Annotated in this window: 24 protein-coding genes; 12 read left to right on the top strand and 12 right to left on the bottom strand. The window is 61.5% G+C overall.

The features are described 5' to 3' along the window. Positions 1–7 precede the first annotated feature (7 nt). Positions 8–985, bottom strand: a complete 978-nt coding sequence (locus E5679_RS12865) for an aldose 1-epimerase family protein (protein WP_212746950.1) — start codon at positions 983–985, stop codon at positions 8–10. Positions 986–1134: 149 nt separating this feature from the next. Between E5679_RS12865 and E5679_RS12860 the strand changes: the two genes are divergently transcribed. Continuing rightward, positions 1135–1707, top strand: coding sequence for an ATPase (locus tag E5679_RS12860; protein WP_138416472.1), 573 nt, complete (start codon positions 1135–1137; stop codon positions 1705–1707). A gap of 25 nt (positions 1708–1732) precedes the next feature. On the opposite strand, the gene E5679_RS12855 is transcribed toward E5679_RS12860, so the two are convergent. After that, positions 1733–2770, bottom strand: coding sequence for a LacI family DNA-binding transcriptional regulator (locus E5679_RS12855; protein WP_138416470.1), 1038 nt, complete (start codon positions 2768–2770; stop codon positions 1733–1735). 122 nt (positions 2771–2892) lie between these two features. On the opposite strand from E5679_RS12855, the gene E5679_RS12850 reads away from it, so the two are divergent. From E5679_RS12850 to E5679_RS12835, 4 genes are all read left to right on the top strand, one after another. After that, a complete protein-coding gene (locus tag E5679_RS12850) occupies positions 2893–4236 on the top strand; it encodes an NAD(P)H-dependent oxidoreductase (protein ID WP_138416468.1) in 1344 nt (447 codons plus the stop codon). Positions 4237–4325: 89 nt separating this feature from the next. Beyond that, the gene (locus E5679_RS12845; protein ID WP_138416466.1) at positions 4326–5357 is read left to right on the top strand and encodes a DctP family TRAP transporter solute-binding subunit; all 1032 of its coding nucleotides are present in this window, start codon (positions 4326–4328) and stop codon (positions 5355–5357) included. Positions 5358–5383: 26 nt separating this feature from the next. Beyond that, positions 5384–7282 (top strand): TRAP transporter large permease, encoded by a 1899-nt coding sequence (locus tag E5679_RS12840; protein ID WP_249336112.1) that lies wholly within the window; start codon positions 5384–5386, stop codon positions 7280–7282. Further along, positions 7279–8178, top strand: a complete 900-nt coding sequence (locus tag E5679_RS12835; RefSeq protein WP_138416464.1) for an NAD(P)-dependent oxidoreductase — start codon at positions 7279–7281, stop codon at positions 8176–8178. Before E5679_RS12840 ends, E5679_RS12835 begins: the two co-directional genes overlap by 4 nt. A gap of 2 nt (positions 8179–8180) precedes the next feature. Here E5679_RS12835 and E5679_RS12830 read toward each other — a convergent pair whose 3' ends face one another. Then, positions 8181–8711 (bottom strand): hypothetical protein, encoded by a 531-nt coding sequence (locus E5679_RS12830; RefSeq protein WP_171042375.1) that lies wholly within the window; start codon positions 8709–8711, stop codon positions 8181–8183. Between the two features lie 150 nt (positions 8712–8861). Between E5679_RS12830 and E5679_RS12825 the strand changes: the two genes are divergently transcribed. Together E5679_RS12825 and E5679_RS21600 are read left to right on the top strand one after the other, a co-directional pair. Next, positions 8862–9596 (top strand): class E sortase, encoded by a 735-nt coding sequence (locus E5679_RS12825; protein WP_171042374.1) that lies wholly within the window; start codon positions 8862–8864, stop codon positions 9594–9596. 162 nt (positions 9597–9758) lie between these two features. After that, positions 9759–10337, top strand: coding sequence for a DUF6993 domain-containing protein (locus E5679_RS21600; protein ID WP_420821072.1), 579 nt, complete (start codon positions 9759–9761; stop codon positions 10335–10337). On the opposite strand, the gene E5679_RS12820 is transcribed toward E5679_RS21600, so the two are convergent. Continuing rightward, positions 10338–11051 (bottom strand): CPBP family intramembrane glutamic endopeptidase, encoded by a 714-nt coding sequence (locus E5679_RS12820; RefSeq protein ID WP_138416457.1) that lies wholly within the window; start codon positions 11049–11051, stop codon positions 10338–10340. 91 nt (positions 11052–11142) lie between these two features. Here E5679_RS12820 and E5679_RS12815 point away from each other — a divergent pair, with 91 nt between their 5' ends. The 5 genes from E5679_RS12815 (at position 11143) to E5679_RS12795 (ending at position 16487) form a co-directional block, all read left to right on the top strand. Continuing rightward, on the top strand, positions 11143–12573 hold the full coding sequence (locus E5679_RS12815; RefSeq protein WP_138416455.1) for a tyrosine-protein kinase domain-containing protein: 1431 nt from the start codon (positions 11143–11145) through the stop codon (positions 12571–12573). A 2-nt stretch (positions 12574–12575) separates the two neighbouring features. Beyond that, the gene (locus E5679_RS21595; protein WP_138416453.1) at positions 12576–13157 is read left to right on the top strand and encodes an arsenate reductase/protein-tyrosine-phosphatase family protein; all 582 of its coding nucleotides are present in this window, start codon (positions 12576–12578) and stop codon (positions 13155–13157) included. Between the two features lie 33 nt (positions 13158–13190). After that, positions 13191–14309 (top strand): acyltransferase family protein, encoded by a 1119-nt coding sequence (locus E5679_RS12805; RefSeq protein ID WP_138416451.1) that lies wholly within the window; start codon positions 13191–13193, stop codon positions 14307–14309. Positions 14310–14348: 39 nt separating this feature from the next. After that, on the top strand, positions 14349–15092 hold the full coding sequence (locus E5679_RS21590) for an SGNH/GDSL hydrolase family protein (protein ID WP_138416449.1): 744 nt from the start codon (positions 14349–14351) through the stop codon (positions 15090–15092). Between the two features lie 84 nt (positions 15093–15176). Continuing rightward, positions 15177–16487 (top strand): O-antigen ligase family protein, encoded by a 1311-nt coding sequence (locus E5679_RS12795; protein ID WP_171042372.1) that lies wholly within the window; start codon positions 15177–15179, stop codon positions 16485–16487. Between the two features lie 327 nt (positions 16488–16814). Here E5679_RS12795 and E5679_RS12790 read toward each other — a convergent pair whose 3' ends face one another. The 8 genes from E5679_RS12790 to E5679_RS12755 all read right to left on the bottom strand — a co-directional run bounded on the left by E5679_RS12790 (position 16815) and on the right by E5679_RS12755 (position 25477). Continuing rightward, positions 16815–17312, bottom strand: coding sequence for a serine O-acetyltransferase (locus E5679_RS12790; RefSeq protein WP_138416445.1), 498 nt, complete (start codon positions 17310–17312; stop codon positions 16815–16817). Between the two features lie 20 nt (positions 17313–17332). Continuing rightward, the gene (locus E5679_RS12785) at positions 17333–18142 is read right to left on the bottom strand and encodes a glycosyltransferase (RefSeq protein ID WP_138416443.1); all 810 of its coding nucleotides are present in this window, start codon (positions 18140–18142) and stop codon (positions 17333–17335) included. After that, positions 18139–19176: a glycosyltransferase gene (locus E5679_RS12780; protein WP_138416442.1), complete on the bottom strand. Its 1038-nt coding sequence runs from the start codon at positions 19174–19176 to the stop codon at positions 18139–18141. The genes E5679_RS12785 and E5679_RS12780 overlap by 4 nt, the downstream gene beginning before the upstream one ends. After that, a complete protein-coding gene (locus E5679_RS12775) occupies positions 19154–20392 on the bottom strand; it encodes an MATE family efflux transporter (protein ID WP_138416439.1) in 1239 nt (412 codons plus the stop codon). Before E5679_RS12775 ends, E5679_RS12780 begins: the two co-directional genes overlap by 23 nt. Positions 20393–20553: 161 nt before the next feature. Continuing rightward, positions 20554–21663: a glycosyltransferase gene (locus E5679_RS12770; protein ID WP_171042371.1), complete on the bottom strand. Its 1110-nt coding sequence runs from the start codon at positions 21661–21663 to the stop codon at positions 20554–20556. A gap of 29 nt (positions 21664–21692) precedes the next feature. Then, positions 21693–22553 carry a glycosyltransferase family 2 protein gene (locus E5679_RS12765; RefSeq protein ID WP_249336111.1) on the bottom strand — a complete coding sequence of 287 codons (861 nt, stop codon included), beginning with the start codon at positions 22551–22553 and terminating at the stop codon, positions 21693–21695. 77 nt (positions 22554–22630) lie between these two features. After that, positions 22631–24106 carry a sugar transferase gene (locus E5679_RS12760; protein WP_138416435.1) on the bottom strand — a complete coding sequence of 492 codons (1476 nt, stop codon included), beginning with the start codon at positions 24104–24106 and terminating at the stop codon, positions 22631–22633. 138 nt (positions 24107–24244) lie between these two features. Next, entirely contained in the window at positions 24245–25477 is a 1233-nt protein-coding gene (locus tag E5679_RS12755; protein WP_275092552.1) for a glycosyltransferase family 4 protein, read from the bottom strand. Positions 25478–25537: the final 60 nt, after the last annotated feature.

The raw sequence follows: 25537 nt of genomic DNA, 5'->3' as shown, positions 1-25537 counted from the left end.
ATGAGGGTCATTCCCCTCGGGCTGCTGGTTCCGGTTCAATCCCCCACGTCCCGGTGTGTGATTCCCCGGGTGCAAGCGTGATGAGCCCCTCGCCCGAGTTGAAGGCGTTGGGGGCGCAGGTCATCGGCTCCACGCCGAGGCCTGTGCGGCGGCGGTCCTCCTGGGGGAGGGTGTCGCCGGTGAAGATTTCAAAGTAGGGGTAGCTCTCGTCGATCCATAGTGCGATCTGTGCCGAGCCGTCGGGGCGGGCGAGGTGGACGCGGGCCCGGCCGTCGTCGTCGCGCACGAGATCGGTGAAGGTGACGTCGATGTGCCGGTCCCCGAGCGGCTGAAGCTCGCGGAGGTCATACTGGGTGCCCTCTACGCTCTCCCGACCGGTGGGGATGCCCTCCTCGTCCACGGGCAAATAGACGGAACCGGGGACGCGCACCAAGGCGGGGTCGACGTGCGGCGTGCCCACGCTCAGGTAGGGGTGGGCGCCGGTGCCGTAGGGGCAGGGCGTGCTGCTGCGGTTGATGGCTGTGGTCCGCACGGTGAGACCGTCGGCGTCGAGCGCGTACTCGAGGTGGCATTCGAGCGCCCACGGCCAACCCTGGCACGCATGGAGAGTGTGCGTGAAGCTGATGCTGCTCTCCGTGCTGTGCTCAACTTCCCAGTTGGCCCAGCGGGTGAGGCCGTGGATGGCGCCGCCCTTCTCGGGCTCGCTCAGGTCGAGTTGCTCGGTGCGTCCCTGCCACGTGTAGCGGCCGCCGGCGATCCGATTCGGCCATGGGATGAGCGATTGACCGCGGGCCCCCGTGCACATCTCGTGCTCGGCGTAGCCGTCGAGCAGCGGGCGGCCACCCACCTCGTACTGGCGCAGGGCGGCACCCACCTCCGTCAGGAAGGCGCGCTGGTTTCCGAGCGAAATGGTGTGCTGCCGTCCTGAGGGAAGCCATGTCCCGTTCAGGGCGGGCCTTGAAGACCCGGGATCTGGCATGTCCATGAGGCTGCCTCCTCCTAAGTGGCGATCGTAGCGCAATGGTTGCGTACCCGCAACGGATGGAGTCAAACAGACTCCGGGCCGACAGGGAGCGCACTGATTGCTCAGACGCAACTGTTGCTCTACCGTTGCCGCATGGCTGATGCCGACGAATTCCAGCCGCACGTCCTGCGCGAGTACGCCATGCCAACGGAGCAGGCAAGACGACTCTTGTCGAACGAGTCCTTCTGCCAGCCACCGGTCTGCCTTTCATCAATGCGGATGTGATCGCCCCGCGAAAATGGCCAGATGCGGAATCCGAGCATGCCTACGACGCTGGGCGGGAAGCCGCGCAGCAGCGCAACAAGCTGATTGCAGTCGGCGCCTCATTCATCAGCGAAACGGTGTTCAGCCACCCGAGCAAGATAGAGCTTGTTGAGCAGGCGGCTGCCCATGGCTATCTTGTGACCCTGCACGTGATCCTGATTCCCGAAGAGACCACGGTCCATCGAGTAGGCTACAGGGCTTCTCGCGGCGGCCACGGAGTTCCCGGGGCCAAGATCCGAGGGCGCTACGCCAGGCTTTGGGCCCACGTTGCAGCGGCACGCGCAGTTGCCGACAGGACGAGGTTCTACGACAACAGCAAAGCCTCCAGCCCCTTTCGGCTGGTCGCTGTTTATGAGCATGGCGTTGAGGCGGGGGAATCCCAGTGGCCCAAATGGACTCCGCCCGCGCTGCTGCACTGACGTCCTTGGCGACGGTGGTTTGAGATCAGGGTGTGGGCGTCCGCTGGGCGGCCGCGGCGCTGCTGGAGCGCCGGACGAACTCGGCGTCGACCTCGACCCGGCGGCGTTGCTCGGGGAGGAGGCCCTTGGCCCGCCCGACGGCGAGCTCGACCGAGTGGACGGCCAGCATGTCGATGGGCTGGCGGATCACCGTCAGCGGTGGGGAGACGAGTTCGGTCCAGGGGTTGTCGTCGAAGACGACGAGGCTCAGGTCCTCAGGCACCCGGATCTCCGACTGCTTGATCCTCCGAAGTGCAGAGCGCACCTGGGCAGTGTTCCCGACGATGATGGCCGAGGGCGGTTGGGGTTCGCTCAGCAGCACGCCGATCGCGTCGCCTCCGGCGTCGCCGCGGAAGGGGATGTGGTGGATCAGCTCGTCGTCCACTGCCAGTCCAGCGGCTTCCATGGCGCGCCGGAACCCGGCGACGCGGTCGCGCCCGGTCGAGGTCGTTGCGGGGCCCGAGATGAAGCCGATCCGGGTGTGGCCGAGCCCGATCAGGTGGTTGGCGGCCGTCTCGGCCGAGGCGTCGTTGCGGATCGTGACGACGTCGATCCCCTCCAGTTCGTCGATCTCGCGGTCCACGAAGACGACGTTGACCCCGAGGTCTGTTAGGCGCTTCCACTTCTCCAGGTTGTCCCCGGCCGGAGTGGCGATGACGGAGGCGACGGACCGCTCGATGAGCGTGTCGATCGATTCGGCCTCGAGGTGCTGGTCCTCCTGGGTGGTGAGCAGGACCACGTGCACCCCGCGCGCTCTGGCCTCCCAGACGACGCGGTCGGCGAGGCGCGCGAAGAAGGGGTTGGCGAGGTCGGCCAGGAGGAGGCCGATGGTGGACCTTGTGCGCTGCTGCAGCTCGCGGGCCGCGGCGCGCGGATGGTAGGCCAGCCGCTCGATCACCTCGACGACCTTCGCCCTGGTGTCCGGTGCCACTGGCCCGGTGCCCTCGTTCAGCACCCTTGAGACGACCGCCACGGAGACCCCCGCCTCGCGAGCGACGTCACGGATGGTGGCTGGCTTCTTCACCGGCTCCTCCTCGCTTCGTAATGGAAAGACTAGATGCTCCGTCACGGTGATTGACGTCACGATCCTTCCGCTGGTACAAAAGTGTAACCGTTACCACTGATGCCGCCAACAGGAAGAAACCCATGAACCTCCACTCCCTCCTCGAGCAGCGCGAGGCCGCCGGCCGACCGATCCGCATCGGCCTGATCGGCGCTGGCCGCTTCGGAACCATGTATCTCTCCCAGGCGCGCAACATCCCCGGGGTACACGTTGTCGCCATCGCGGACATCAACACCAAGCGTGCCCGGGGCGCGCTTGAACTCGTCGAGTGGCCATCGGAGGCGATCGCGCCGACCCTCGAGGACGCGCTCGCCCGCCGCGCCACCGCCGCGGTCTCGGATGCCTCCGCCCTCTTCGACGCTGAGATCGACGTGATCGTCGAGGCGACCGGCAATCCGATCGTGGGCATCGACCATGCTCTGCGGGCCATCGGCTCCGGCAAGCACATCATCATGGTCACGGTGGAGGCGGACGCCCTCGCCGGCCCGGCCCTGGCGCGCCGGGCCGAGGAGGCTGGGGTGGTGTACTCCATGGCCTACGGAGACCAGCCGGCCCTGATCATGGAGCTCGTCGACTGGGCCCGGACCTCGGGCTTCGAGGTGGTGTGTGCCGGGAAGGGCGCGAAGTACCTCCCGCACTACCACGAGATGAACCCAGACAACGTCTGGGAGAACTGGGAGTTCTCCAAGGAGCTCACCGATTCCGGCCAGCTCAACCCCTACATGCACACCTCGTTCCGCGATGGGACGAAGGCTGCGATCGAGATGGCGGCGGTCGCGAACGCGGCTGGCCTTGTCCCCTCGGATTCCGGCCTGACTTTCACCCCGGGCAACGTCGAGGAGATCGCTACCATCTGCCGCCCCTCGGAGGTCGGGGGAGTGCTAGCCCGCGAAGGTTCGGTCGAGGTGATGTCCAGCGTCACCCGCGAGGGCGACTGGATCCCGTTCAACACTCAGGAGGGCGTCTTCGTGGTGGTGAAGGCCACGAACAAGTACGTCTCCGGATGCTTCACCGAATACCCCTGGCACCCGGACCCCACCGGCCAGTACGCCGCGCTCTACCGCCCCTACCACTACGTGGGCCTCGAGCTGAACATTACGGTCGCCAACGCGGTCCTGCGCGGGATCCCCACCGGCTCTCCGAAGGGCTTCTACGGGGACGTCGTCGCCACCGCGAAGAAGGACCTCGCCGCCGGCGAGTTCCTCGACGGGGAGGGCGGGTACACAGTCTGGGGCAAGCTCGTCTCGGCCGAGACGTCCGTCCGCGAAGGCCTCCTGCCCGTCGCGCTCGCCCACCATGTCGAGCTCAGGAACAGCGTCCCGAAGGGCGCCAGCGTGAAGTGGGACGACATCGTCATCGACGAGTCCCTGGCCCAGGCGCTCCAGCTGCGCCGCGAGACCGAAGCCCTCATCCGGGTCACAGTCTGACTCGAAGCGCCCTCCGGGCCCCTCGTTCGGCCTCGTCGATGCCACTGTTTCCAGAGCACAACCTTCCAAAGACGAAAGGACCACATTCCATGACCAGACGACTTGGCGCTTTTGCCGCCGTCGCCGCTGCCTCCGCTGCTGCCCTTGCCCTCGCCGGCTGCTCCGGGGGAGCCTCTGCCGCCAGCGCGAGCAGCGTTGAGGTGAAGCTCTCCATCCCAGACCCGATCGGATCCTCGGTGGGAGTCGCCGCCCAGCACTTCGCAGACGCCGTGAAGAGCAAGTCCAACGGGTCGGTGAAGGTCACCGTCATCCCCAACGGCACCAGCTTCGGCGGCGACCAGAACGCGGCCGTGAGCCGGGTCCAGAGTGGCTCGCTCGATGCAGTGATCCTCTCCACGTCCGTCTACGCGGCCGCCGACAAGAAGATGAACGCGGTGAGCCTGCCCTACCTGTTCTCCTCTGTGGACCAGGAGGTGAAGTACCTGAACGGGGCTCCGGGCAAGGAGCTGCTCTCCGACCTGGCCCAGAACGGCACGAAGGGCCTGGCCATGCTCTCGCGGACCCCGCGCGAGGTCACGAACTCGGTCCGGCCCATTCAGACCCCCGATGACCTGAAGGGACTGAAGATCCGTGTTCCCGGGAACCCCCTGTGGACCAAGTTCTTCGGCGCGGTGGGGGCCAGCCCGACTCCCATGGCGTTCTCGGAGGTGTACACGGGCCTGCAGACCGGGGCGATCAGCGGCCAGGAGAACCCGGTGGAGGTCCCGGCGACCAACAAGTTCGCCGAGGTGCAGAAGTACCTCTCGATGACGAACCACATGATGGACGCGTTCGTGCTCGCGCTCAGCGACAAGAAGTGGAGCAGCCTCGACTCCAAGGCGCAGCAGGCCCTCCAGAGCGCGGCCGAGGACACTGCAACGTTCAAGACCAAGAACGACGCGGACCTGGCGGACCAGCAGGTCAAGCAGCTCCAGTCCCAGGGCGTGAAGGTCAACGACGTCAGCGCCGACGGCCTGGCAGCGTTCAAGAAGGTCGCCCGGTCCCTGTACCCGGACTTCGCCGACACGGTCGGCGGCGCGGACTTCCTCAAGAAGACCGTCGACTTCGTCGACGGCCAGTGACGGCACCAGACCCCATGGGCGTGCAGATGAAGACAGTAGTCGACGAGAGCACAGGCGTCGTCAGGGAACAGGAGCAGCGCCAGCCCGGCGTCGAGATCGCCTGGAGCGGAGCGAGGTGGCTCGACACGACCCTCGAGGGCGTGGTCGGGGGCGCCATCGCCGTCGAGTTCGGCGTGGTCCTGTTCAACGTCCTGATCCGGCTCGTGACCGGCAACTCGGTTACCTGGACTCAGGAAGTCTCCGAAATCGCGCTGTACACCGCAGCGTTCATGGGAGGAGCCATCGCCTATGCCCGCGGGGCGCACATGTCGATCCAAGTCCTCTCGGACCGCCTCCCGGCATCCTGGCGCCCGTACCAGCGCGCCTTCGTGGACTGGGTGGTGTTCGGCATCGCCGTCGGGATGCTCGCGCTGTTCGTGCCGGTGCTCGTCCAGCGATCCCACGAGTCGACCCCGATCCTGAACATCCCGGCGTCGTACCTCTCGCTGCCCTTCGCCCTCGGGCTGGGCCTGATCGCCTGGTTCGCCCTGGCAAAGCTCGCCCGCCAGCCGCGGCGCGCCGCGCTTGCCTGCCTCGGCATCGTGGCCATCCTCGCAGCCGGTGTGTTCGCGCTGCAGAGCGCCACCCAGGCGATGAGCTCCGATGCGCTCCTGATCGCGGTGCTGGTCTTCCTCTTCGTGGTGCTCTTCCTGGGCGTGCCCGTTGCCTTCGTCCTGATGCTCGGATCGGGGGTCTACATCCTCTGGGGCGGCCTCTCGGACCTCTCCGCGGTGCCGGTCGGGATGCAGTCGGGAGCCAATTCCTTCCTTCTGCTGGCCATTCCGTTCTTCATCCTGGTCGGGGCCCTCATGGGCCGCGCCGGCCTCACCGCGCCCCTGGCGAAATTGGTCGACGTCGTACTGGGTCGCATCAGGGGCGGGGCGCTGATGGCGGTGGTCGTCACCATGTACGTCTTCTCGGGGATCTCCGGATCCAAGGTGGCCGACGTCGCGGCGGTCGGGACGACCATGCGCGACATGCTGGAGGAGCGCAAGGTGAGCCGCGGGGAGGTCGTCGCCGTGCTCTCGGCCTCGGCCATCATGGGCGAGACGGTGCCGCCGAGCATCGTCCTGCTCATCCTCGGATCCATCACGTCCCTCTCGACCACGACGCTGTTCATGGCCGGCCTCGTCCCCGCGGCGGTGCTGGGCCTGTGCGTGATGATCCTGGTCTTCTTCCGCGCCCGCGGCACGGCCCGCGCCGCGCGCACCTCCCTGGCCGAGAAGGGACGCTCGGTCGGCTTGGCCTTGCCGACGCTGATCCTCCCGGTCGGGCTCGTCGCCGGGATCGTCACCGGCATCGCGACCCCCACCGAGGTCTCCGCGCTCGCCGTGGCCTACGCCGTCGTCCTCGCCTGCATCTCCCGCTCCGGGCGCCTTCGCCTCTCGTGGGAGTCGCTGCGCGAGACGGTCACCACCGCGGGAATGGTGCTCTTCATCATCGCCGCGGCCGCGCCCTTCGCCCAGACGCTGGCCTCGGCGGGCGTCTCGGCCGCGATCGCCGACGCCATGGCGGGCCTGTCCGGCTCGACCTTCCTGTTCATGCTGGTCAGCATCGTGATCCTGATCGTCATGGGCCAGCTGCTCGAAGGCATGCCCGCGGTGCTGATCTTCGCCCCGCTTTTGCTCCCGATCGCGGTCCAGTTCGGCATCAACCCCGTGCAGTACTCGATGGTCCTCGTCATGGCCATGGGGATCGGCTCGTTCGCCCCGCCGGCCGGCATCGGCTTCTACGTCGCCGCGGCCACCGGCCGGGAGAGCGTCGAGCGCAGCACCCGGCACTTCCTGCCCTACTTGTGCGTGCTCTTCGCCGGCGTGCTCCTCCTCGCCCTGGTGCCGTGGTTCACCACCGTCCTGCCGACCATGATGGGGCTGAGCATCCAGTGAACGAGCCGATCAAGCCAAGCGTCTCCCTTCTGGGGCTTGGGCGGATGGGCAAGCCCATCGCCGAAAGGCTCCTCTCCTCCCAAGGCCGCTTGACCGTCTGGAACCGCACTCCGTCCAAGGCCGACGATCTGGCTGCCCGGGGCGCCCGCCTTGCTGTCACGCCCGCGGGCGCCGCCGCGGACATCACCCTGACCGTCCTGACCGACCTGTCAGATGTGATGGCCGTTCTCCACGGCGAGGACGGACTCCTGGCCGGCTGGAAGCAGGCGGACCTAGATCGACCCGTCCTGGTCATCCACGGCACCGTCTCCCCGGCCGGCGTCGCCGCCCTCGCCGAGGAGCTCGCCCGTCAAGGCATCGGCGTCGTAGACGCCCCCCTCAGCGGAGGGGTGGCCGGAGCCGAGACCGGCACCCTAAGCGTGATGGTCGGCGGCCAGGACTGGGCAGTGGCGAAGGCCATGCCCGTCCTGGAGGAAGTCGGTTCCACCGTGGTCCACTTCGGCCCCCCAGGCGCCGGCGAGATCGCCAAAGCCTGCAACCAGGTCGTCGTCGCGAGCACCGTCACAGCCATCTCAGAATCCCTCGTCCTTGCCGACGCCTGCGGCCTCGACCGGGCCCAGATCCTCCGCGTGCTTGCCGGCGGGCTTGCGGACTCCGAGGTGCTCCACCAGAAGCGCGACCGCTGGCTGGACCGCAACTTCACCGGCGGCGGCAGCGCAGCCAACCAGCTCAAGGACCTGCGCTTCGCCGCCGAAACCGCCGGAAGGAAGGGCCTGCGCCTGCCCCTGTCCCTCACCCTCAGAGAGGCATTTGAGCAGATGATCTCCCAAGGGCTCGGCGACCTCGACCACTCAGCCATCGAGCTCACGCTCGCCCAGGTCCGCGCGCAGCCGTAGCGCTAGCCGTTCTTGGCGGAGGCCGGGTGGAAGCGTCCCCGGGCCGTCGATCGCATCACGTCGGAGAGGTCCTGGACCTGCTTGAGGGCGCGGTCGTGCAGGTGTTCCATCTGGAAGGCATCGAGCCGCACGTCGTCCTCGGAGAGAATCAGGAGGGTCTCCCAGAGGAGGGACTTCCCCGTGACGGCGCTGATCAGCGACTCAAGTTCGAGCTGGCCCGTGTGGCCGCCGGGGGAGTGGCCCGGGTTGAGTGGGTCGATCTTCGAGACTTGCGCGCCGACCCAGGCCGCGGCCTTCTTGTAGGCGGGGAGGTCGAGCCCGAGGCCTTGGATGATCCGCTCGAGCTCGTCGCGATCCTCGCTGATCTCACGCGCTAGGCGTTCGATCGTAGGGCCATGAGGCGTGCCAGACCAGACCTTCGTCGCCTCCTCGAAGAGGTGCTTTCCGGAGGAGGCCGCAATGAGGTGACTGTGAAGATAGTTCGCCAACATGTCGTCGTCGACGGCTCCGGTGATCTCTTGTGCATCGCTCATGGTCGGCTGTTACCCGCGCGCTCTCAGGTAAAGCCGGGCACCGTGAGCAAGCCCCTGTATTCTCGTCAGTGGCCGGGGGAGGCACTGCTATTGGGGAGGACTGTGTCGGCGAGGCGGGGTGGCAGACCGCGGTCCGGAGTGATCGGGGCCGTGGGTATTGTGGGAGAACTCCTCATCACTTTTGCGGTGATCGTGGGGCTGTTCATTCTCTGGTACGCGTATTTCAACCCATGGGTTGTAGGAATTCACCAGCAGCAGGTCGCAGCCGAGCAGAGCCGCCAGCTCACCCAGCAGTTGCAAGCGCAGGTGCCGCAGCAATCGCCCTCACTGAGGCCTTCCGAGCAGCCCGCTGCGAACTCGGCTCCCGCAATTCCCGTCATGGCGCAGCCTGCCGCAATCGCCGACACCATCGGCGTCATCTACATTCCACGCCTCGGAGACGACTGGCGACGCATTCTCCGTGAGTCCGTGGACACCGAGCGGGTGCTCAACAGCACCACGGCCGGCGTTGGCCATTACACGGGCACCGCGATGCCGGGCGGCGTGGGGAACTTCGCCGTGGCCGCTCACGACATTGGGTACGGCAACAGCTTCCTCAATCTGAGCAAGCTGCGCGTGGGGGACAAGATCTATATTCAGACTTCGCTCGGCTGGTACACGTACACGTTCCGCAATTTCCAGTTCGTCCAGCCTGACGCGGTAAACGTGCTCAACGCCGTGCCCACGGTTTCGAAGACCGCCGCGAGTGATCGCTTCATCACCCTGACCACCTGCTATCCGGCGATCTTCCCGCCTCTCGAGCGAGTAGCGGCGTACGGGACGTTCGTGGGCTTCGACAGCGTACCGCCGGCCGAACTGGCCCCCATTCTTGCGAAGGACGGCTGACGTGTACCGAGCTCTCTGGAGACTCCTTCCCGGTCCCGCCGTCCTGAGAATCCTGATTCTTTTCGTCTTGTTTGTGGGGATTCTCGGCGTCCTCGACCAATGGGTTTTCCCGTGGGTGGCAGCGACGTTCGTCGATAACCAGGGAACGATCGGGGTCGGCTCGTGAGTGGCGTCAAGGAAGAGGTGCGCAGTTCTGAATCCGTGCGTCCCGGGCGCCGTAGGCCACGGATTGTTGCTTGGGCTGTCGTTGTCGTCCTCGTGCTGGTATCCGTCGGGGTAATCATCTTTGCTGGGACAAAGGACCTCGCTGGGTTGGCTATCGGTAACACGAAACCGAGCGCGGCAGCAGCCCCATCAGCCTCGGCTGCTGTTACGCAGGCTCCGTCGGCGCCAGCTTCGGCTCTGGCGCGGTTCGATCCATCAGGGGCCGACGAAGCAAACCTGCAGCTCTTCAAAGGCCAGCTGACGAAGGCAGCTCATTCGGCGTCAGCGGACTCCGTTACGGCGAAGGTTCTGACCGACGCGCTGATCGGTGCCGGATTTGATGCGGCCGCGATGCAGCACAGCGGTGATCAGACGAGCGCCAAGCTCCAAGCGCCGACTCTCACGGTCTCAGTACGCCTGCAGAATTCGTGTCTCATTGGGCAATTCATTCGGTCCGATGCGAGTGTCGCCACGGAGCTGGCCGCTCCAATCGAGACGGGCGCATGCCTCATCGGGCAATCGGTTCCGGTCAAGTAATCAGGCGGGCCAGGTCAGCAGGACGCCAAGGCCGTTGAACACAACGTGGCCGACGACGGCGCCTCCCAGGCGGTTTGTTGCGGCTGCCATGGTTCCCGCCAAGAGTGCGAAGACGAACGTCGATACACCGGCGAGCATCGCTTCCTCAGGCTGCGCAATGAGCAGCAGCGCGTGAACCAGCGCGAACGCCAGCGATGTGAGGATGACGGCGGCTGTCCACTTTGTGACCGGGCCTAGGGGTTCGAGGAGGGCAGCCGCGCTGCGCTGGATGAGCCCTCGAAAGTAGACCTCCTCAAGGACCGGCGCGATGAGCACCGGAGCGATGATTCCGAGAGCCACTGTCTGGGCGATCGGCGCCGCGATAGCGCTAATCGTCGGCTGCTGACTGAGGCCGGTTGATCCGACCACCGCGAGTCGGAGAACGGCGTCGACCGATCGCCCAACGAAGCCGATCCCGACGCCCCAGACCAGGTCGATTGGGCGGAAGCGCAGCCCGAGAAGCGCCGACGTGGCCTGCCTGCTAAGTCCGCGGAAAGCGAGGACAAGAACCAGAATCGTTGGGACCCAAGCGACCGCGTAGGCGGCGAGGTTCAACAGGACGGAGTCGGTGGGAGGAGCCAGAGTCTCGAGTCCCCATGCGCCCAGAAGGGTGGTCAGCAGTCCGACTCCAGCAAGGAGGAGATGGCGGGGGCGCGCCGCTGTCAGTGTGTCCATGGTTCTCCACAGAGTCCGTAACGGAAGTTGACCTATGGCAACATATGTGTGGGCACGGAGTGCAACCGTGTGACACCGGGGGAGGGCCCTTTTGGAGCTTAGAGATTACATTCGCATCCTACGCGCGGGATGGATCCTGATCGTCGTTATGGCGTTGCTTGGCGTGGCGGGTGCGGTAGGCTTCTCCATTCTGACGAAGCCTCAGTTCAAGGCTTCGGCTCAGGTATTCGTCTCGACTCAGTCGGGGGGGAGCGTCCAGGACCTCGTTCAAGGGAACACGTTTACCCAGCAGCGTGTGAAGACCTACGCCGGTCTCGTGACGACCCCGATAGTCTTGCTCCCCGTCATTTCGAATCTCCATCTGTCGATGACTGCGGATCAGTTGGCCAAGGGCGTGACCGCAACCGCCCCCCTGAACACGACTCTCATTGAAATTTCCGTCGTTTCGCCTGATCCCGTAATGGCTGCGAACATTGCAAATCAGACATCAGATAGCCTGACGAAGGTCGTCCAAGAGATTGAGTCCACTGGTTCTAGCGCCTCTCAGGTTAAGTTGACCAGAGTCATGGAGGCAGAGGTCCCTTCCTCACCTGTGTCGCCAAACGTTCCTATTAACCTCGTCCTTGGCCTTGCGGCGGGCCTCGTTTTCGGATTGGGAGCGGCCGTGCTCAGGCATGCCTTGGACAACCGGGTCCGGAGCGAACGCGATGTGGAACTTGTCAGCAGCGCCCCAATTCTCGGGGGGATCACCTTCGACGCCAAGGCGCCGAAACGGCCGCTCATCGTCCATGACGATCCGCGCAGCCCCCGCGCCGAGGCTTTCCGAACATTGCGGACGAACCTGCAGTTTGTTGATGCCGGAGGGGACGGATCCCGTAGTTTCGTCATTACCTCGGCCATGGAGAGCGAGGGCAAGAGTAGCACTGCGTCAAACCTGGCGATTGCATTAGACAATGCGGGTCACAAGGTTATCGTGGTCGATGCGGATCTGAGACGTCCAAAGCTGGCCCAGTACATGGGGTTGGAGGGCGCCGTGGGACTCACCGATCTGTTGATTGGGCGGGCAGATATTGAGGATGCCGTCCAACAGTGGGGTCGAGGCGGCCTCCATGTGCTTCCGGCGGGAAGTATTCCGCCCAACCCCAGCGAACTCTTGGGCTCCGCCGCAATGCACTCGCTCATGCAACGGTTGGAGGACCAATTTGACTACGTTCTCTTCGACGCGCCGCCTCTGCTGCCTGTTACCGACGCCGCCGTGCTCACCAAGACGGCAGGTGGGGCTATCGTCGTAGTAGCGGCGGGCAGAACCCACCGAAGCCAGCTCAGTGCGGCGGTCACATCCCTTGAGAACGTTGGAGCGCGAGTCTTCGGGTTTGTCTTGACGATGCTTCCAGTACAAGGACCCCACGCGTACGGTTACCAGCAGTATGGCTATGGTCCGGTTTACGCTCAAGACGAAGTGACGACGGGAAAGATCTCGCGTCGAATGTCGCACCGGCGAGTGCGCGGACTTATAGGCTAGGAATGGTAGGACGAGACCTAAGGGTCCTCTTCGTATGCGAAGGAAACCTCTGCCGTTCGCCGCTCGCCGAGCAACTCCTACGGGCGCGGATGTCTGGGTATCCAGTAATCGTGTCTAGCGCAGGTTTAGCTGCAATGGATGGGCTTCCAATGCCCGAAGAGGCGGCTGAGTTGTGCCGGCGCTACGGAGGGAATCCAGAAGGGCACCGATCGCGGTTGTTGACCGAAGCGCACCTCCGCGAGGCCGATCTGGTGCTGACTGCGACCAGGGCGCAGCGCGGGTCGGCTGTTCAGATGATGCCGCGAGCCTCAAGGCGCACCTTTACTATCCATGAGTTTGGGCGACTCCTCAGTTTTATGTCGGACGAAGAACGGCGTCACGATGGTGAGCCACAGGATCTAGTGGAGCGAGTGCGTTCAATCCGCGGGTTAGCGCCTCCTCCCGAAAACCACGAACAAGACGATTTGCAGGATCCGTATAAGCGATCGAACGAGATCTACGAACTGGTAGGCTCCCAGCTGGACTCGGATATTCGACTCATTTCACAAAAGATATTGAGTGGTTGGACAGGCCGCAGACCTTGACCGGTATGGAGAGGCCGGAATGGGAGGGGAAAGATGGGGGAAACGGCCCTCGTGGCGCCCGGCATGAAGCGTCTTAATCTGCCTCTAACCGCTTCACTTAATACTGCGAGAGCTCTGGCTGCCATCTACGTCGTTTGCCACCATCTGGTGATGACATCCGGTTGGTCCGGCGCCTGGACCAACATCTTCCGATTCGGGCAAGAAGCCGTCATTGTTTTCTTCCTGCTCTCAGGGTTCTTGATCTTTCACGCAGAGCACGGGAGAGTTTCGGACGCTCGTGGGTATTACTTGCGACGACTCCGAAGGATCTATCCCGCACTCATGTGTGCGCTGATGATCTCCATCATAATCGCCGGATTGAATGGGACCATCGTACGTGATTTCAACATTTGGGCGTTGCTTGGAAATATTGCAGCATTGCAAGATGTTTCGGCGCTGAAACCCGGTGTGGTGGTCGACGGGTTCCTTGGAAACAGCCCCCTGTGGTCCCTGTCTTACGAGGTCTTCTTCTATCTCATGTTTCCCCTCGTCATCACCATCTATTCACGGATCGGGCGAGGTCGTACTCTAGCAATCATCGCGACAGCGTCGGTGATCGGGTACGCGTCCTACCTGGTCTTCCCGAATCATCTTTCGCTCGTCTGCGCATACTTCTCAGTCTGGTGGGGCGGAGCATACCTCGCAGACATTCGGGGTAATTCCGCCCTTTCCATCCGTGGAGCCCTTCCGGTGATAGCTGCACTTTTGGCTTTGTCGATTGCGGCTCTCCTGGGTGTCTTTGTGTTTGGGCTTGGAGATCCGGGCGTTTTTCCGATGCTTCCCCTTCGCCATTTTGTTTTTGCATCGGCCTGTATTGCGCTGTGTGCGAGCCCGGTCGGTGTGTGGCTCGTCCGTGCGGGCGCCCATGGGGGGTCCCCCGCCGCGTTCGTCGCATCGATTTCATATGGTCTCTACGTGTTCCACTACCCCGTTCTGATTCAGTGGCGCGGGGCGCGCACCCCGACGGGACTCATTGTCGGGTTGATCGTTCTAATTGCTGCAGCCTACATCTGTGACCGAAAGCTGGATCTAATCCTTCCTAAACCACGTCCAGGGGGCTGGCAACGGCGGGATGCTGACGAGGCGGAGGCTCCGGGAACGCGCGTTGGTTAACATCGGTCCGAAGAGGGGTTTCGAATTGGGGGGACACTTATGCGTCCGACGCGTTTACAGTTGATGGGCCTTGTGGCTCTCTTTATTGTGGTGGTCGTAAGTGTGGCGTTCGCGTTCGCGAAGACCTCCGCTGATCGAGAGGCTATTCAGCGCACCGCTTCCTCATACACGCCGGCTCCGTTATACGCGTCGCAGCCGTCACAGAAGCCGCTCACGGTGGCATTCATCGGTGACTCGTATACAGCTGGCTCGGGCGTTGGCAGTCAGGCTGCCTGGCCGACGCTGCTCGGAGTCTCCAAGGGTTGGGTTGTTGTCAATAGCGCTCGCGGTGGTACCGGCTACCTAAAGGGTTACGCCTCCGGAGGACGGAACGCATGCGGCCAAGACATATGCCCAAACTACCCGGCAATGGTCGCCGATGTCGCACAGGCGTCACCTGACGTGGTGATTGTGTCTGGCGGCCGAAATGATGGGACAAAGCTCACTCCGGACTTGGGGAGGAATATCGCAGCCACCTTCGCAGCGCTCCGGAAGGCACTCCCTCTCGCGAAGATCGTTGCTCTATCCCCTATTCTCGCAGCTGATGACACAGCCACGAGCTTTCCTGAGGTGAAGCCCGCGGTGAGGTCGGCGGTTGAAGCAGTGGGGGGAACATACGTGGATTTGGGGCCCGTATTTGGTGGCCACCCTGAGCTAATCAGTGCGGACACAGTGCAACCAAATGCGGATGGCCAGAAGGTGCTGGCCGACACGGTAGGCAGGCTCCTGCCGCCGCTGCGCTGATATGAAGAAATACTTTCCTCTCGGCTATTTGGGCGCCGACGGCGCGGATACCGAGTCCTTTGTCTCATGTGAATGGGGGGAAATATGCCCGTGAAACCCGACCGCGGCTCGATCTTCGTTGTGGCCCTATTCGCATGGGCTGTCCTGCCTGCGGCTGCCCAAAACCTCCTTAACGCACGCACGCAGATCTCTGTTCAATTGCAGACTGAAACCTCCCCGCTCGCGATGCAGCTCGGGAGCGCCCTCCAGGTCGCCGTAATCCTCGTTGCTCTGGTCGTGGGAGGGTTCAGCCTGCGTCGGTTTAGGGGCGGATTCGCGCTCATCATCTATCTGCTCCCGTGGGTCGCAATGACGATCGCGACGGCATACATGGAGCATCGAATCAGCTATACCAGCGTCATCTACCCAGTGGCTGGGGTGGTGGCGGGTTCACTTGATGACCCCAAACGGGTTCTGCGGACAATCGGAAGTCTCGCGTCCTTGCTTGCCATCTCTTCGCTCGTGCTCGCGGTCGCAATGCCCGGTGCTGCACTTATGGAGCAATCCCCAGGGGTAGACAAAGGAATCATTAGCAGCCAGCTTCTCGTTGGCCCGCTGTACCACCCTAACCAACTCGGCGAGTCTTTGGCACTAGGCCTCCCGTTCGTAGCATTTATCGTGCGTCGTAGATGGCGGTGGATGGGCTACACGGTGGTCGCTGTTGCGCTTCTTTGGAGCGGGTCGAGGACATCGCTCGTAGCAGCTGGCGTCGGTGTTCTCGCGACGATACTTTGGCTCAGCATCCGGAAATACGGTAAGAAGGCTGCGTTTTCTCCGCTCGGACTCTACATACTGAACGTCAGCGTTTTCATCACGGGCGCTCTCGTTGTCATTACGTCGAACGCGGAGAGCTTCACCGGACGGGGCCTGATCTGGGCTGGGTCGCTCGACCAGTGGGCGACCAGCCCGATGCTCGGCAAGGGCGTCCAAATATTTGCGGAGCTCGCTGAGATCCAGAACGATGTCGGCTCCGGCGCCTTCCACGCTCACAACATGTACGTTCATTTCTTGATCACCTGCGGCCTCGTCGGTCTCGCCGGACTGGTCCTGTTGTACCTCGTGGCGCTCGGTCGGGGCAGTAGCCTGGGTCGAGCTGGGATCATTGCACCATCTGTCTGGGTGTTCGTATTCATAACGGTTGGATGGCTCGAGGTGCCCACAGACCTTTTTACGCCCGGAACCGAGGTCTGGGCTATCTGGATCCCGTTAGCCGTCGTTACGATGGGGAAATCTGCTTTCGACACTAGTTGTGCGCGAAGCAACGTGGGGAATCGCGACACAGGATCTGTATCGGTGATCATGATCGGGGCGATCGATCATGAGATCGACCGTGAATCGAGTAACGCTCGCCGCTGACGTCCCTTCAGATGAAATAAAGCTTCCTTCGAATTAGCGCTTCTGAGCACCAGACGTGGCCCAATAAACTTCTGTGGATTTTAGCGAACGTTTGCTTGTCTCTGGTGCAACTTGGACCTAACCCGAGCGGGAAGTTGAACTCCCGTGATGTGGTGGACGGTGTGATATGTCTTGCTCGCTCATAGACTTCCAGTTCTTGACAATGCTACAAGTGAGAAAACCCAACGACGACGTATTGAAGCTGCCCGAATGATGGCCTCGAGAGGACGGAGTTGGATCACGACTCATTGGAATACTCAAGAGTGGGAGTTGCGCGAAGGGTCGTCCTCACTGCGACCGAGGCTCAAGCAGATCGCGGACGTGGTTCGGAGCTAGGGGCTTGACTTGAGCGGGGTTGCCGATAGCAAGACTGCCTGGTGGCACGTCGCGCGTGACCACAGCACCAGCAGCAACCATGGACCCTTCGCCTATCCTCACGTTGCCGAGAACGGAGGCACCGACTCCGATTATGACGTCCCTTCCTATGCTTGGTGTCCCTTCATGACTCCCCCACGAGTTGCCCAGGGTAACTCGGTGGAACACCAACGCATCGCCTTCGAAGCGGGTCCCGGGGTGAATGACCACCCCTTCGCCATTGTGAAGAAGCACCACGCCGTGGGCTATTTCCTCCCAGATCGGGAGTTCAGCGCCGAAGAGAGCTTTGATCACCCACCACATCAAACCGGGCAGCGCTGGAATGTGGGCACGTTTCATCGCTATTGCCGCACGCCACAGTCGAGTGCAGTGCATGTGATGGCTGAATCGACTCTCGTCCAAGCTTGTCACTTCCGTTTCTTTTACAGGTTTCAGCGCAGCCCAGCGCGCCTAAGTGCGCGGCCCGTAGCTATTTTCGCTGCGTTTGCGACCGCAATTGCCGTGCTTGCAGTCAGATCAATCGATGTTGCGACCGGTCGATAATTGAAGAGACTTCTTCTGACGCGATGAAGGAGGAGTTGATTCTTCCACGGTCCTATCTCGGATACGCCTCCTCCGAGATAGCCGATTAGTTCCTTGTCGAAAATCCGTGGACGCGCAACCATCCCGCACTTCACAATGAATGCGTAATCGGCCGCAGTACCGTGTTGAAGGTCGTGTCCGCCGAGAGCGTTGAAGATGTCGCGTCTGAACCAGCAGGCCTGATGGCAGTGGGGCTGGAGTCCGACCACGTGATTGAACCATGAGTGAGGCGTATTGGGAATCCTTGTTGGAGTGCCCGCGCCGCCTGCAAGGTTGAGTGCTCCAGAGACCCACCAAGCGTCCTCCGCGCCCTGATCCGTTTTTTGGAGGCATGAAAGTAGTTCGACATACCCAGCTATGTCGATGATGTAGTCACCGGCGTTCAGAAAGTGAATCCAGTGGCCGGAAGCAAGTGCCGCCCCTTTATTCATGGCGTCGTAGATTCCCGCGTCAGGTTCCGTGACCAGAACATCGGGAAGCTCAGACCTCCTCAGGACTTCGACGGTGTCGTCCGATGAATTTCCATCAATGGCTACAAATTCCAGACTGCAAGCCTGATCGTGAAGGGCGCGTTTCAACTCCTTGATGGACTCTAGGGTCGTGTCTAGATTAGGGCCAGCATTGTATGTGACCGTGATGATGCTGAGCGTAGGTATCATGCGAGGCTCTCCAGTGCCTTCTTCCAGGAGTCTGATGAGGATCTTTCTCGTTCCTCGAAGGTAACGCTGAAAGTATCCCAAGGACTTTCCAAGAACTTGTCTATCAATCTGGCCAATCCTGCTGCATCCTTCGATAAACTCGATGAGTTTAGCAAGGCATAGGTGCCTGGTGAATCGTAGGCGAGAACAGGGGTTCCAATTGACAGGGCGAGGTTGATCGATCCACTTTCAGTGACAGATGTATATGGGGCGATCATAAGGCGACACGTGCGGAGTGCGGTGGAAAGCTCTTTGTCGCTCAATCTGTGGCCCCTCCCAGGGGTGATGAGCTTTCTCTCGTCGCCCAACCTCTTCGAGAGGCTCTCAAGCTCGTGTTCGGGGGCTGGGCCCAACAGTAGAAGATCCCAGGAGGCATCGGACATAGATGCTACGTCAGATAGATCGTCGAAACCCTTGTCCCGCCTAAGGGCGCCCACAAACGCTAGTCGCGGGCGATTTCCCGCCTCTGTGATCTCGTCCTGAAAGGCCAGGTCTCGGATCTGTCGGTACGGAGGATGAACAACGATTTGCACCGGATAGCGTGACCGCCTGACCATCGGCGCCAGTCGGGCTTGATGGACTAGGACGCGGGCATGCTTCTCGAGGAACTCCTGCGAGCGGCGGGCCCAGCCATTTCGCCCTCGCCCTTCGACAGGGTTGTGGTGGACGAAGGCGGTCTTCCCGCCGGCTATTGCTCTCAATCCGAAGACCAAGCCGTCCCAACTGTCCCTCGTCCATACAACCACCAAGGGATCCCGCATCCGACTCATCGCGAGGCGCAGCGGGAGGACGACGCGCCGAATGAAGCCGATAAGTCCGTGAAGGCCTTGTCCCGGCAATAGCCCAAGCTGAACGCTGGTGGACGGCGGGATGGAGCTGACCTGTTCCTCTGAAATCCAGAGTCTTATGCGGAATCCCGATCCAGAAAGGATCCGAGCGAGCTCTCTCCCGTAGGGATTGAGATGGTTGGGATCATAGACTGTGACTGATTTCACGCCGTGCGTCCTTCCTAATGTGCCGGAGAACGAGCGCAATTCCGGGAACCAACTGAGCTAGTCCGACGCCGATTACGGTGGCCCAAACGGCAGATGGAGTACCAAAAACGGGAACGGTCACCAGACTGATGCAGGCAATGAGGGCGAGCGCAAAGACGCTGCAGAGGGCTTGGATGCGGAGTGCGGCGTCCCATGTTAGGAACATTCCGGCGGGTTGGTGTGCGGCCATAACCAGGAGCAGAGCGCCGAAGGCAACTAGCAATCCGGTGCCGACGTGAATCTTTCCTCCCGATACGACGTTGGCCAAGAGCGGAGCGAAGAGCACATAGCCAGCGAATGCCAATATGCCTATCGAGGCCATCAGGCCGAACGCCTTCGTCCAAGCTTCGGCGGCCGCTCTGCGGTCAGAGGCAAATATTGGCCACAGGCTGATCGAACCGTTTGAGATCACGCTGTAGCACGGAAAATACAGCTGGGCCGCCAACGCGTACTGAGCAAGATCTGAACTTGCAAGATTGGAGACGAAGTAGCGCTGCAACTGTACACCCAGTGGAACTGCTATAGAGATAATGAACATTGGGACAGCCGCGCCGCGAAGAGTCACCCGGGGCAGTCCGAAGCCGCGTTCCCATAGAGGCCAGTTCAAACGTTTGGTCCCTAGGAAATAGGCAAGAGCTGAACTGATGAGAACCCCAGTAGAAGGGCCGACTGAATATACGAGCGGATCGACGTCCGCTTGAATGAGGATGGCTGTCACGGCTAATGAGCCGACAGGGCCGAGGACCCCAATCACGGTCGCCGTGTGATTGGCCCCCGCGCCGATGAGAATGCGATTCCCCACGCTAAGGGGAAGCGCGAGTGCGAATGGCAGGATGGCTAGGGTAGGAATCCACTGCTGAAATCCGGGGGTAAGTGGCACGTTCAGAAGCCTGGACCATAGGCCTCCCAGAGATACGGCACCTCCGACGGCGAGCAGAGATAGAGCGGATAATGAAAGGACCTTCATCGCCTTTCTCACCACAGCGCGCGCGACTCTCATCTCCGCATCGGATCTGCTCGATACAGCAACGGCGTTGACGACGCTCGCTCCGACCCCGAGATCAGCGAAAGGTACAAGCATGAAAAGAGACGCGATCAGCATCACAAAGCCGAAAACTTGTGATCCGGAGTGATGAATCACGAGCGATGTGAACAATAAGGACGCGAGCGCTGTCACCGGGAGAGTTGCTACTTTCGCCAACGCGCCTCGTCCGACACCACCCAGCAGGCTCCCGTGTCCGGATGTGTTTGTAGGAAGCTTGTTCACCCGATATCGGCGGCCCACAATCGGGGAGTCTCTAGTCCCACGTCTCAAAGGTTCAGACTGCTGATTCATGGTCACTTCAGCTTTGGCTTGTCCGAGTCGGCAGAAGCGAGGCTCAGACCGCAAGTCGATCCCAGCGCATCAAGCCACTTGCAGGCCGCAGACTCCCAAGAATAAGTTTGCTCTGCGAACGCGCGTGCCACCCTGCGCGCCTCAGCTCGGTCACGAGATAGCAGCTCCTTCACAGCGTCGGCCAAGTCCTGGGGTGAGGTCGTGACTAGTCTGGATCCCGCGAGGAAAGGCAATCCTTCCGACGCAGCAACCTCGCGGCTGCAGATAGTGGGAACCCCATGCGCTAAAGCTTCAGCGACGCTGATTCCGAAGTTCTCATCTTCGCTCGGCAGAATAAAGATGTCGGCATTTTCGAAGGCGGCTCGCTTCGCGGCTCCCACCTTCTGCCCGTGAAAATGAACCAAGTCGGTTACCTGACACACACTCGCCTGATTCTTTAGCCTACGCACATCCTCGGCGCTTCCGGTACCGACAATGTCTAGTTCTACAGGAATCCCCTGCGCAACGAGCTCTGCCACCGCTTCTATAGCCAAATCGTGTCTCTTTTTTCGGGTAATTCGTGACAGCAAGAGCAGGCGGGGGGGTGTACTCCACTCGCCGGCGTCCGAGATTCCATCCGGAATTGGCGTTCCGACGCCGGCAGCAACCGCCGATGACCGAGGGAACTTTGCTAAAAGCTGCTCTGCCTCGATGCGAGATCCGGTAACAAACGATTTTATATACCGGCGAATGATTCGACCGGCGGTCGCATCGAAGAATGCCTTCTTTCGCACCGAAAATTTCTGCTGTCGTTTGGTGAGAGAGCCGTGAGGCGTGATGACGACGGGTATTCGGGTGATAGCGGCAATAACTACAGACGGCAACACCCAACCCAGATAGTATCCGTGGACTATTACTGCATCAGCCTGACGAATATTTGAGATTAAATGCCAAATGTTCTCAACCCTTTTAGGTCGACATTTCGGCACCGGTCCCGCGGAGCCATCATAGGATGCTAGAACCGATTCTTCGACCGTCCCACGGAACCACAAGAGTCTCGCGGTGACATCCTCGATCTGATTGAGCGTTACGTTCAGTTCAAATGAGTTTCTAGCGGGGCCGCCGTCAGCCACTGACAGCGTATTGACAAGTTGTACAAGTTTCATTGGTTCGCAGCTCGTCGTTGACGCAAAATCTCACGCGTTTTCAATCTTATTTGCCAATAGTAGAAGCTCAATGCGAAAGCATAGTCGAAACCAGCCTGCCCGTCTCGCCACCCCTGTTTAATGAAGTAGCTGTAGACAAAAAAGGCTATTGGCTTGAACGGTATTCGGTCGAAAATTTGACCTTGTCTGCTCCTCAGCCGGCTTACGGAGGAATGTGAGGCAGGGTTTGTGCGCAAGTAAGCTTCCCAGTCCGAATACCTGTTATGGCGGTCGAACCAAGTCCGCACCGGATCTACGTCATCATGAATAATAGAGCGTGTTGCTTGGGCTATGGTTCCTGTGACTGTTGGCTGATAGTGGCCCTCAACCTCGCCTATCCCTGGAGCCTCCAAGTCGTCGACTTCCGGAAACCTGACGTGTTCTGGTCGGAGAAGAGCGCGTTTGACCACGCGATGGCCGTGAACCAGATGACGGCCAGAAAAGACGTAGGTCAAAGGGATATCCACCGCGACTGCCGTGGCGTCCCATTCGGAAAGCCTTGTTCGGATCTCGTCGATGAGTTCCGGGCTTGGCCTCTCATCAGCGTCCAGCATCAATACCCAGTTGTTTGCTACGTTTACGTTTTCGAGCTGCCATTGCTTCTTCTTCGGGTATCGCCTGTTCCACGTGAAGTTCACAACGCGAGCCCCGTGTTCTTGAGCGATCGCGGCCGTGCGGTCAGTGCTATTTGAATCGACTACGACGACCTCACCGAAGCTTGCCAAGGCTTGAAGGCACTGTCCAATCCCGGCTTCCTCATTCTTCGTTTGGACAAGAACTGACACAGGGATGCGGGGGCGGGAAATCGTGTCGCTCACTTGTGGCTCCTACGAGAGTAACTGTCCATGTTGCCCGGGATGCGCGCGCCCCGGTCAGAGGTGATTGCTGAAGGCATTTAGTACGCTCCGCTCTTGCGCAGGACTGCGCGGACCGTCCTCACGAGGATCATGAGGTCCTGTGTCATTGACCAATTTTCGACGTAGTACAGATCGAGGCGGAGTGAGTCTTCCCAAGAGAGGTCGCTGCGGCCGGAGATCTGCCACAGACCGGTGATTCCTGGCTTCACGAGTAGACGGCGGTGAGAGAAATCGTCGTAGCTGGCAACCTCTGCGGGCAGTGGCGGTCGAGGGCCGACGAGGCTCATTTCGCCTCTGAGCACATTGATGAGCTGGGGTAGCTCATCGGCTGAGTATCGACGCAGCACTCTTCCGAACGGAGTGACCCGCGGGTCGACCTTCATCTTGAAGAGGGGGCCGGCTCCCTCGTTATGGGTGCGCAGACCTTGAAGCTGACGTTCAGCATCGCGGTTCATTGACCGGAATTTGAACATCTCGAAAGTCATGCCAGCTTTGCCCACCCTCTGTTGGCGGAAGAGTGCGGGTCCAGGGCTTTGTGCGCGCACGAGAAGTGCGATGACGGCCATGGGCACGGAGAGCAGCGCCAGGAGAATGCCGGCTACGGCGATATCGAAAGTGCGCTTGATGAAACGCTTTGAACCTTCGAGCTTCGGGGTGGTCACGTGAATCAACGGAAGGCCGGCAACGGGTTGAGTGTGGATACGCGGTCCAGCAACATCGGTAAGGGCTGGAGCCATGATCATGCCGATGTTCCGTGCCGCGAGTTGCCACCCGAGTTGGCGTAGATGGGTCGGATCGAATTCCGCCCCGGAAGTGATGGCCACCGTGGTGGCACCTGACTCCTCGATGGCACTGAGTACGTCGGCGACCGATCCTCCCCGCCCTACAACGCGAAGCCCTCCATTGGGATCGGACTTTGCCTCGTGGGATGAAACCTCGGGAAGGTGTGCACCCACTGGGAGATAACCTGCCTCGGGATGCGCCGCAAGCTGCCGATGGAGGTGCTTCGCCGGGTCCGGCCCACCTATCAAAAGCACTCGTTGGAGTCCCTGCCCCCGCTGTCGTTTGGCAACGAGGGCTGCTCGAACGGTCCAGCGGGCGGCAAGCAGACTCGAGATCCCGAGGGGGAGCGCGATAGCGACGTACCCGCGAGCGGTGTCCAATTGAAAGACGTAAGAGACAATCGCAACGCCACCGAAAAGCCAGAGCGTGGAAGTGATCACCCGTTTGTACTCTTCGGGACCGTAGCCCAACACCCGTTCCTCCCGGCTTCCCCAAACCCCGAGAATGGCCCACCACGCGCCGATAATCAGGATGGAGACTAGGGTGTAAGGCGCACGATGGCTCGCTATGTCCAATGATTGTTCGCTGACACCAAAACGCGCCAGTTGGGCACCGATGGTGGCCCAGATAATGCACAGGAGATCAACAACCAAGATCCGGCGTTGTGTTGTGGCGAGTACCTGAGCGAAACTACTTGCAGTTCGGAGATCAGCCTGCTGCGCGACACTCATGTCGATGGCCTCTCAGGCCATAGCTGCGTAATGCCATTGGTGTCACGCCGTTTCACCAAACGCCGAGTCCTGATCACGTTATTCTCCGGCATGTTTCCCCCAATGGATTTCAGAAGAGTCTAAAAGACGTGCAGACGCTTAGAGACCTCGGTCCTCGATTGGGGCATATGTTGACCTAGCAAGGCCCTCAAGCCACCGAGAATATGTCGTGATTGCCCGCTTCTCGGAGAGCACTGATTCTGCGTATGAAGGGCCAGCGGCTCCGAGGTCTGCGGCTTCGGCAGGGTTGGCCGCAAGATGTTCTACCGCCCGCAGGAGGGCGGACGGCCGCTGCGGATCAATCACCATGCCAGCGCCAGACGCCCTTATTTCGTCCGCTGTAGCACTCTGCGGATCCGTGGCCGCAACAACAGGAAGGCCTGTTGCAAAGTAGGAGGTCAGTTTGCTCGGAACGCTCATCTCGCGCAGCTGCGGGCGCTCATTGACGATCAGGACGTCTGCCGCTCGCAGTGCGTCGGTGTATTCCTTGTCGCCGAACGGTTTGAGGAACGACAGTGACGAGATGCCCTCGCTCGCTGTTTGCAGTGCCTCTCGCCGGTTGCCATCGCCCAGGAGGATGAAGCGGACTTGGCTTGAGAAGGCGTCGGCGAGCCGCGCGGCCTCAACGACGTTTTCTAGCCCCTGCTTGACGCCCATATTGCCGGCGTGGAGGGCGATTACTTCGTCTTCGGCCCAGCCCAAGCGCTCTCGAACGGCTTTGCGATCGAAATCGTCCGTGTGCCGGATATGCGTCCAGTTGCGAATGACACCGACTGCCGATGGAGAGACCGAGAGCTCCTCGATCGCATAGTCGCGGAAGCGTTGATGGATCACGGTGACTGCACCACAGGCCCCAAGGATCTTCGCTTCGGCCCATTTCATCGCCTTGGTGGTGAGGGCACCCCCACCAGTCTCCTCGAGACCTCGGCTGTAGAGGTCCTGAATCCAGATTGCGACCGGAACTCTCTTCAACCGTGCTTTGGCAATGGCTAGTGCCGAGGAGAAGAGGCCCGGACTGACGACCAGGACGACATCGTGGCTGGATCCCCAACTCCGCAACGCACTGTGCAGGCCGAACGTGAGCTCCATCAAGAGTCGATTGAGCATCTTCGGGACCGCCGGAACACTGTGGCGCAGACGCCGGACCTTCACCCCATTGATCATCTCGGCGGCTGCCAAACCCGAATAGCCTGGCGAAATCTGCCAACTCGGGTAGTGAGGATAGCCAGTGATGACTTCGACCTGATGACCTTGCGCCAAGAGGCCTTCGGCCAATTTCGTTGTGTAGGGGGCATTCCCTGTGGGCTCTGGCGCGTAGTTGAGGCCTATCACGAGAACAGAAGGTAAGCGACCAGCCGGGCTAGCGCCTGGGCCCAGAGCGTTCGAACGACG

It is taken from the genome of Sinomonas gamaensis (genome assembly GCF_005876955.1).
In the GTDB taxonomy this organism is placed as follows: domain Bacteria; phylum Actinomycetota; class Actinomycetes; order Actinomycetales; family Micrococcaceae; genus Sinomonas; species Sinomonas gamaensis.
The sequence above is the reverse complement of the archived record's forward strand: the minus strand, read 5'-3'. Positions and strand labels throughout refer to the sequence as shown.

What these genes read in the sequence shown, in the direction of transcription:
- E5679_RS12820 (WP_138416457.1), bottom strand. Translation starts at nt 11,051, where the DNA reads ATGGACACACTGACAGCGGCGCGCCCCCGCCATCTCCTCCTTGCTGGA.
- E5679_RS12850 (WP_138416468.1), top strand. Translation starts at nt 2,893, where the DNA reads ATGAACCTCCACTCCCTCCTCGAGCAGCGCGAGGCCGCCGGCCGACCG.
- E5679_RS12795 (WP_171042372.1), top strand. Translation starts at nt 15,177, where the DNA reads ATGCCCGTGAAACCCGACCGCGGCTCGATCTTCGTTGTGGCCCTATTC.
- E5679_RS12865 (WP_212746950.1), bottom strand. Translation starts at nt 985, where the DNA reads ATGGACATGCCAGATCCCGGGTCTTCAAGGCCCGCCCTGAACGGGACA.
- E5679_RS21595 (WP_138416453.1), top strand. Translation starts at nt 12,576, where the DNA reads ATGGTAGGACGAGACCTAAGGGTCCTCTTCGTATGCGAAGGAAACCTC.
- E5679_RS12760 (WP_138416435.1), bottom strand. Translation starts at nt 24,106, where the DNA reads ATGAGTGTCGCGCAGCAGGCTGATCTCCGAACTGCAAGTAGTTTCGCT.
- E5679_RS12785 (WP_138416443.1), bottom strand. Translation starts at nt 18,142, where the DNA reads ATGATACCTACGCTCAGCATCATCACGGTCACATACAATGCTGGCCCT.
- E5679_RS12840 (WP_249336112.1), top strand. Translation starts at nt 5,384, where the DNA reads ATGAAGACAGTAGTCGACGAGAGCACAGGCGTCGTCAGGGAACAGGAG.
- E5679_RS12805 (WP_138416451.1), top strand. Translation starts at nt 13,191, where the DNA reads ATGGGGGAAACGGCCCTCGTGGCGCCCGGCATGAAGCGTCTTAATCTG.
- E5679_RS21590 (WP_138416449.1), top strand. Translation starts at nt 14,349, where the DNA reads ATGCGTCCGACGCGTTTACAGTTGATGGGCCTTGTGGCTCTCTTTATT.
- E5679_RS12830 (WP_171042375.1), bottom strand. Translation starts at nt 8,711, where the DNA reads ATGAGCGATGCACAAGAGATCACCGGAGCCGTCGACGACGACATGTTG.
- E5679_RS12845 (WP_138416466.1), top strand. Translation starts at nt 4,326, where the DNA reads ATGACCAGACGACTTGGCGCTTTTGCCGCCGTCGCCGCTGCCTCCGCT.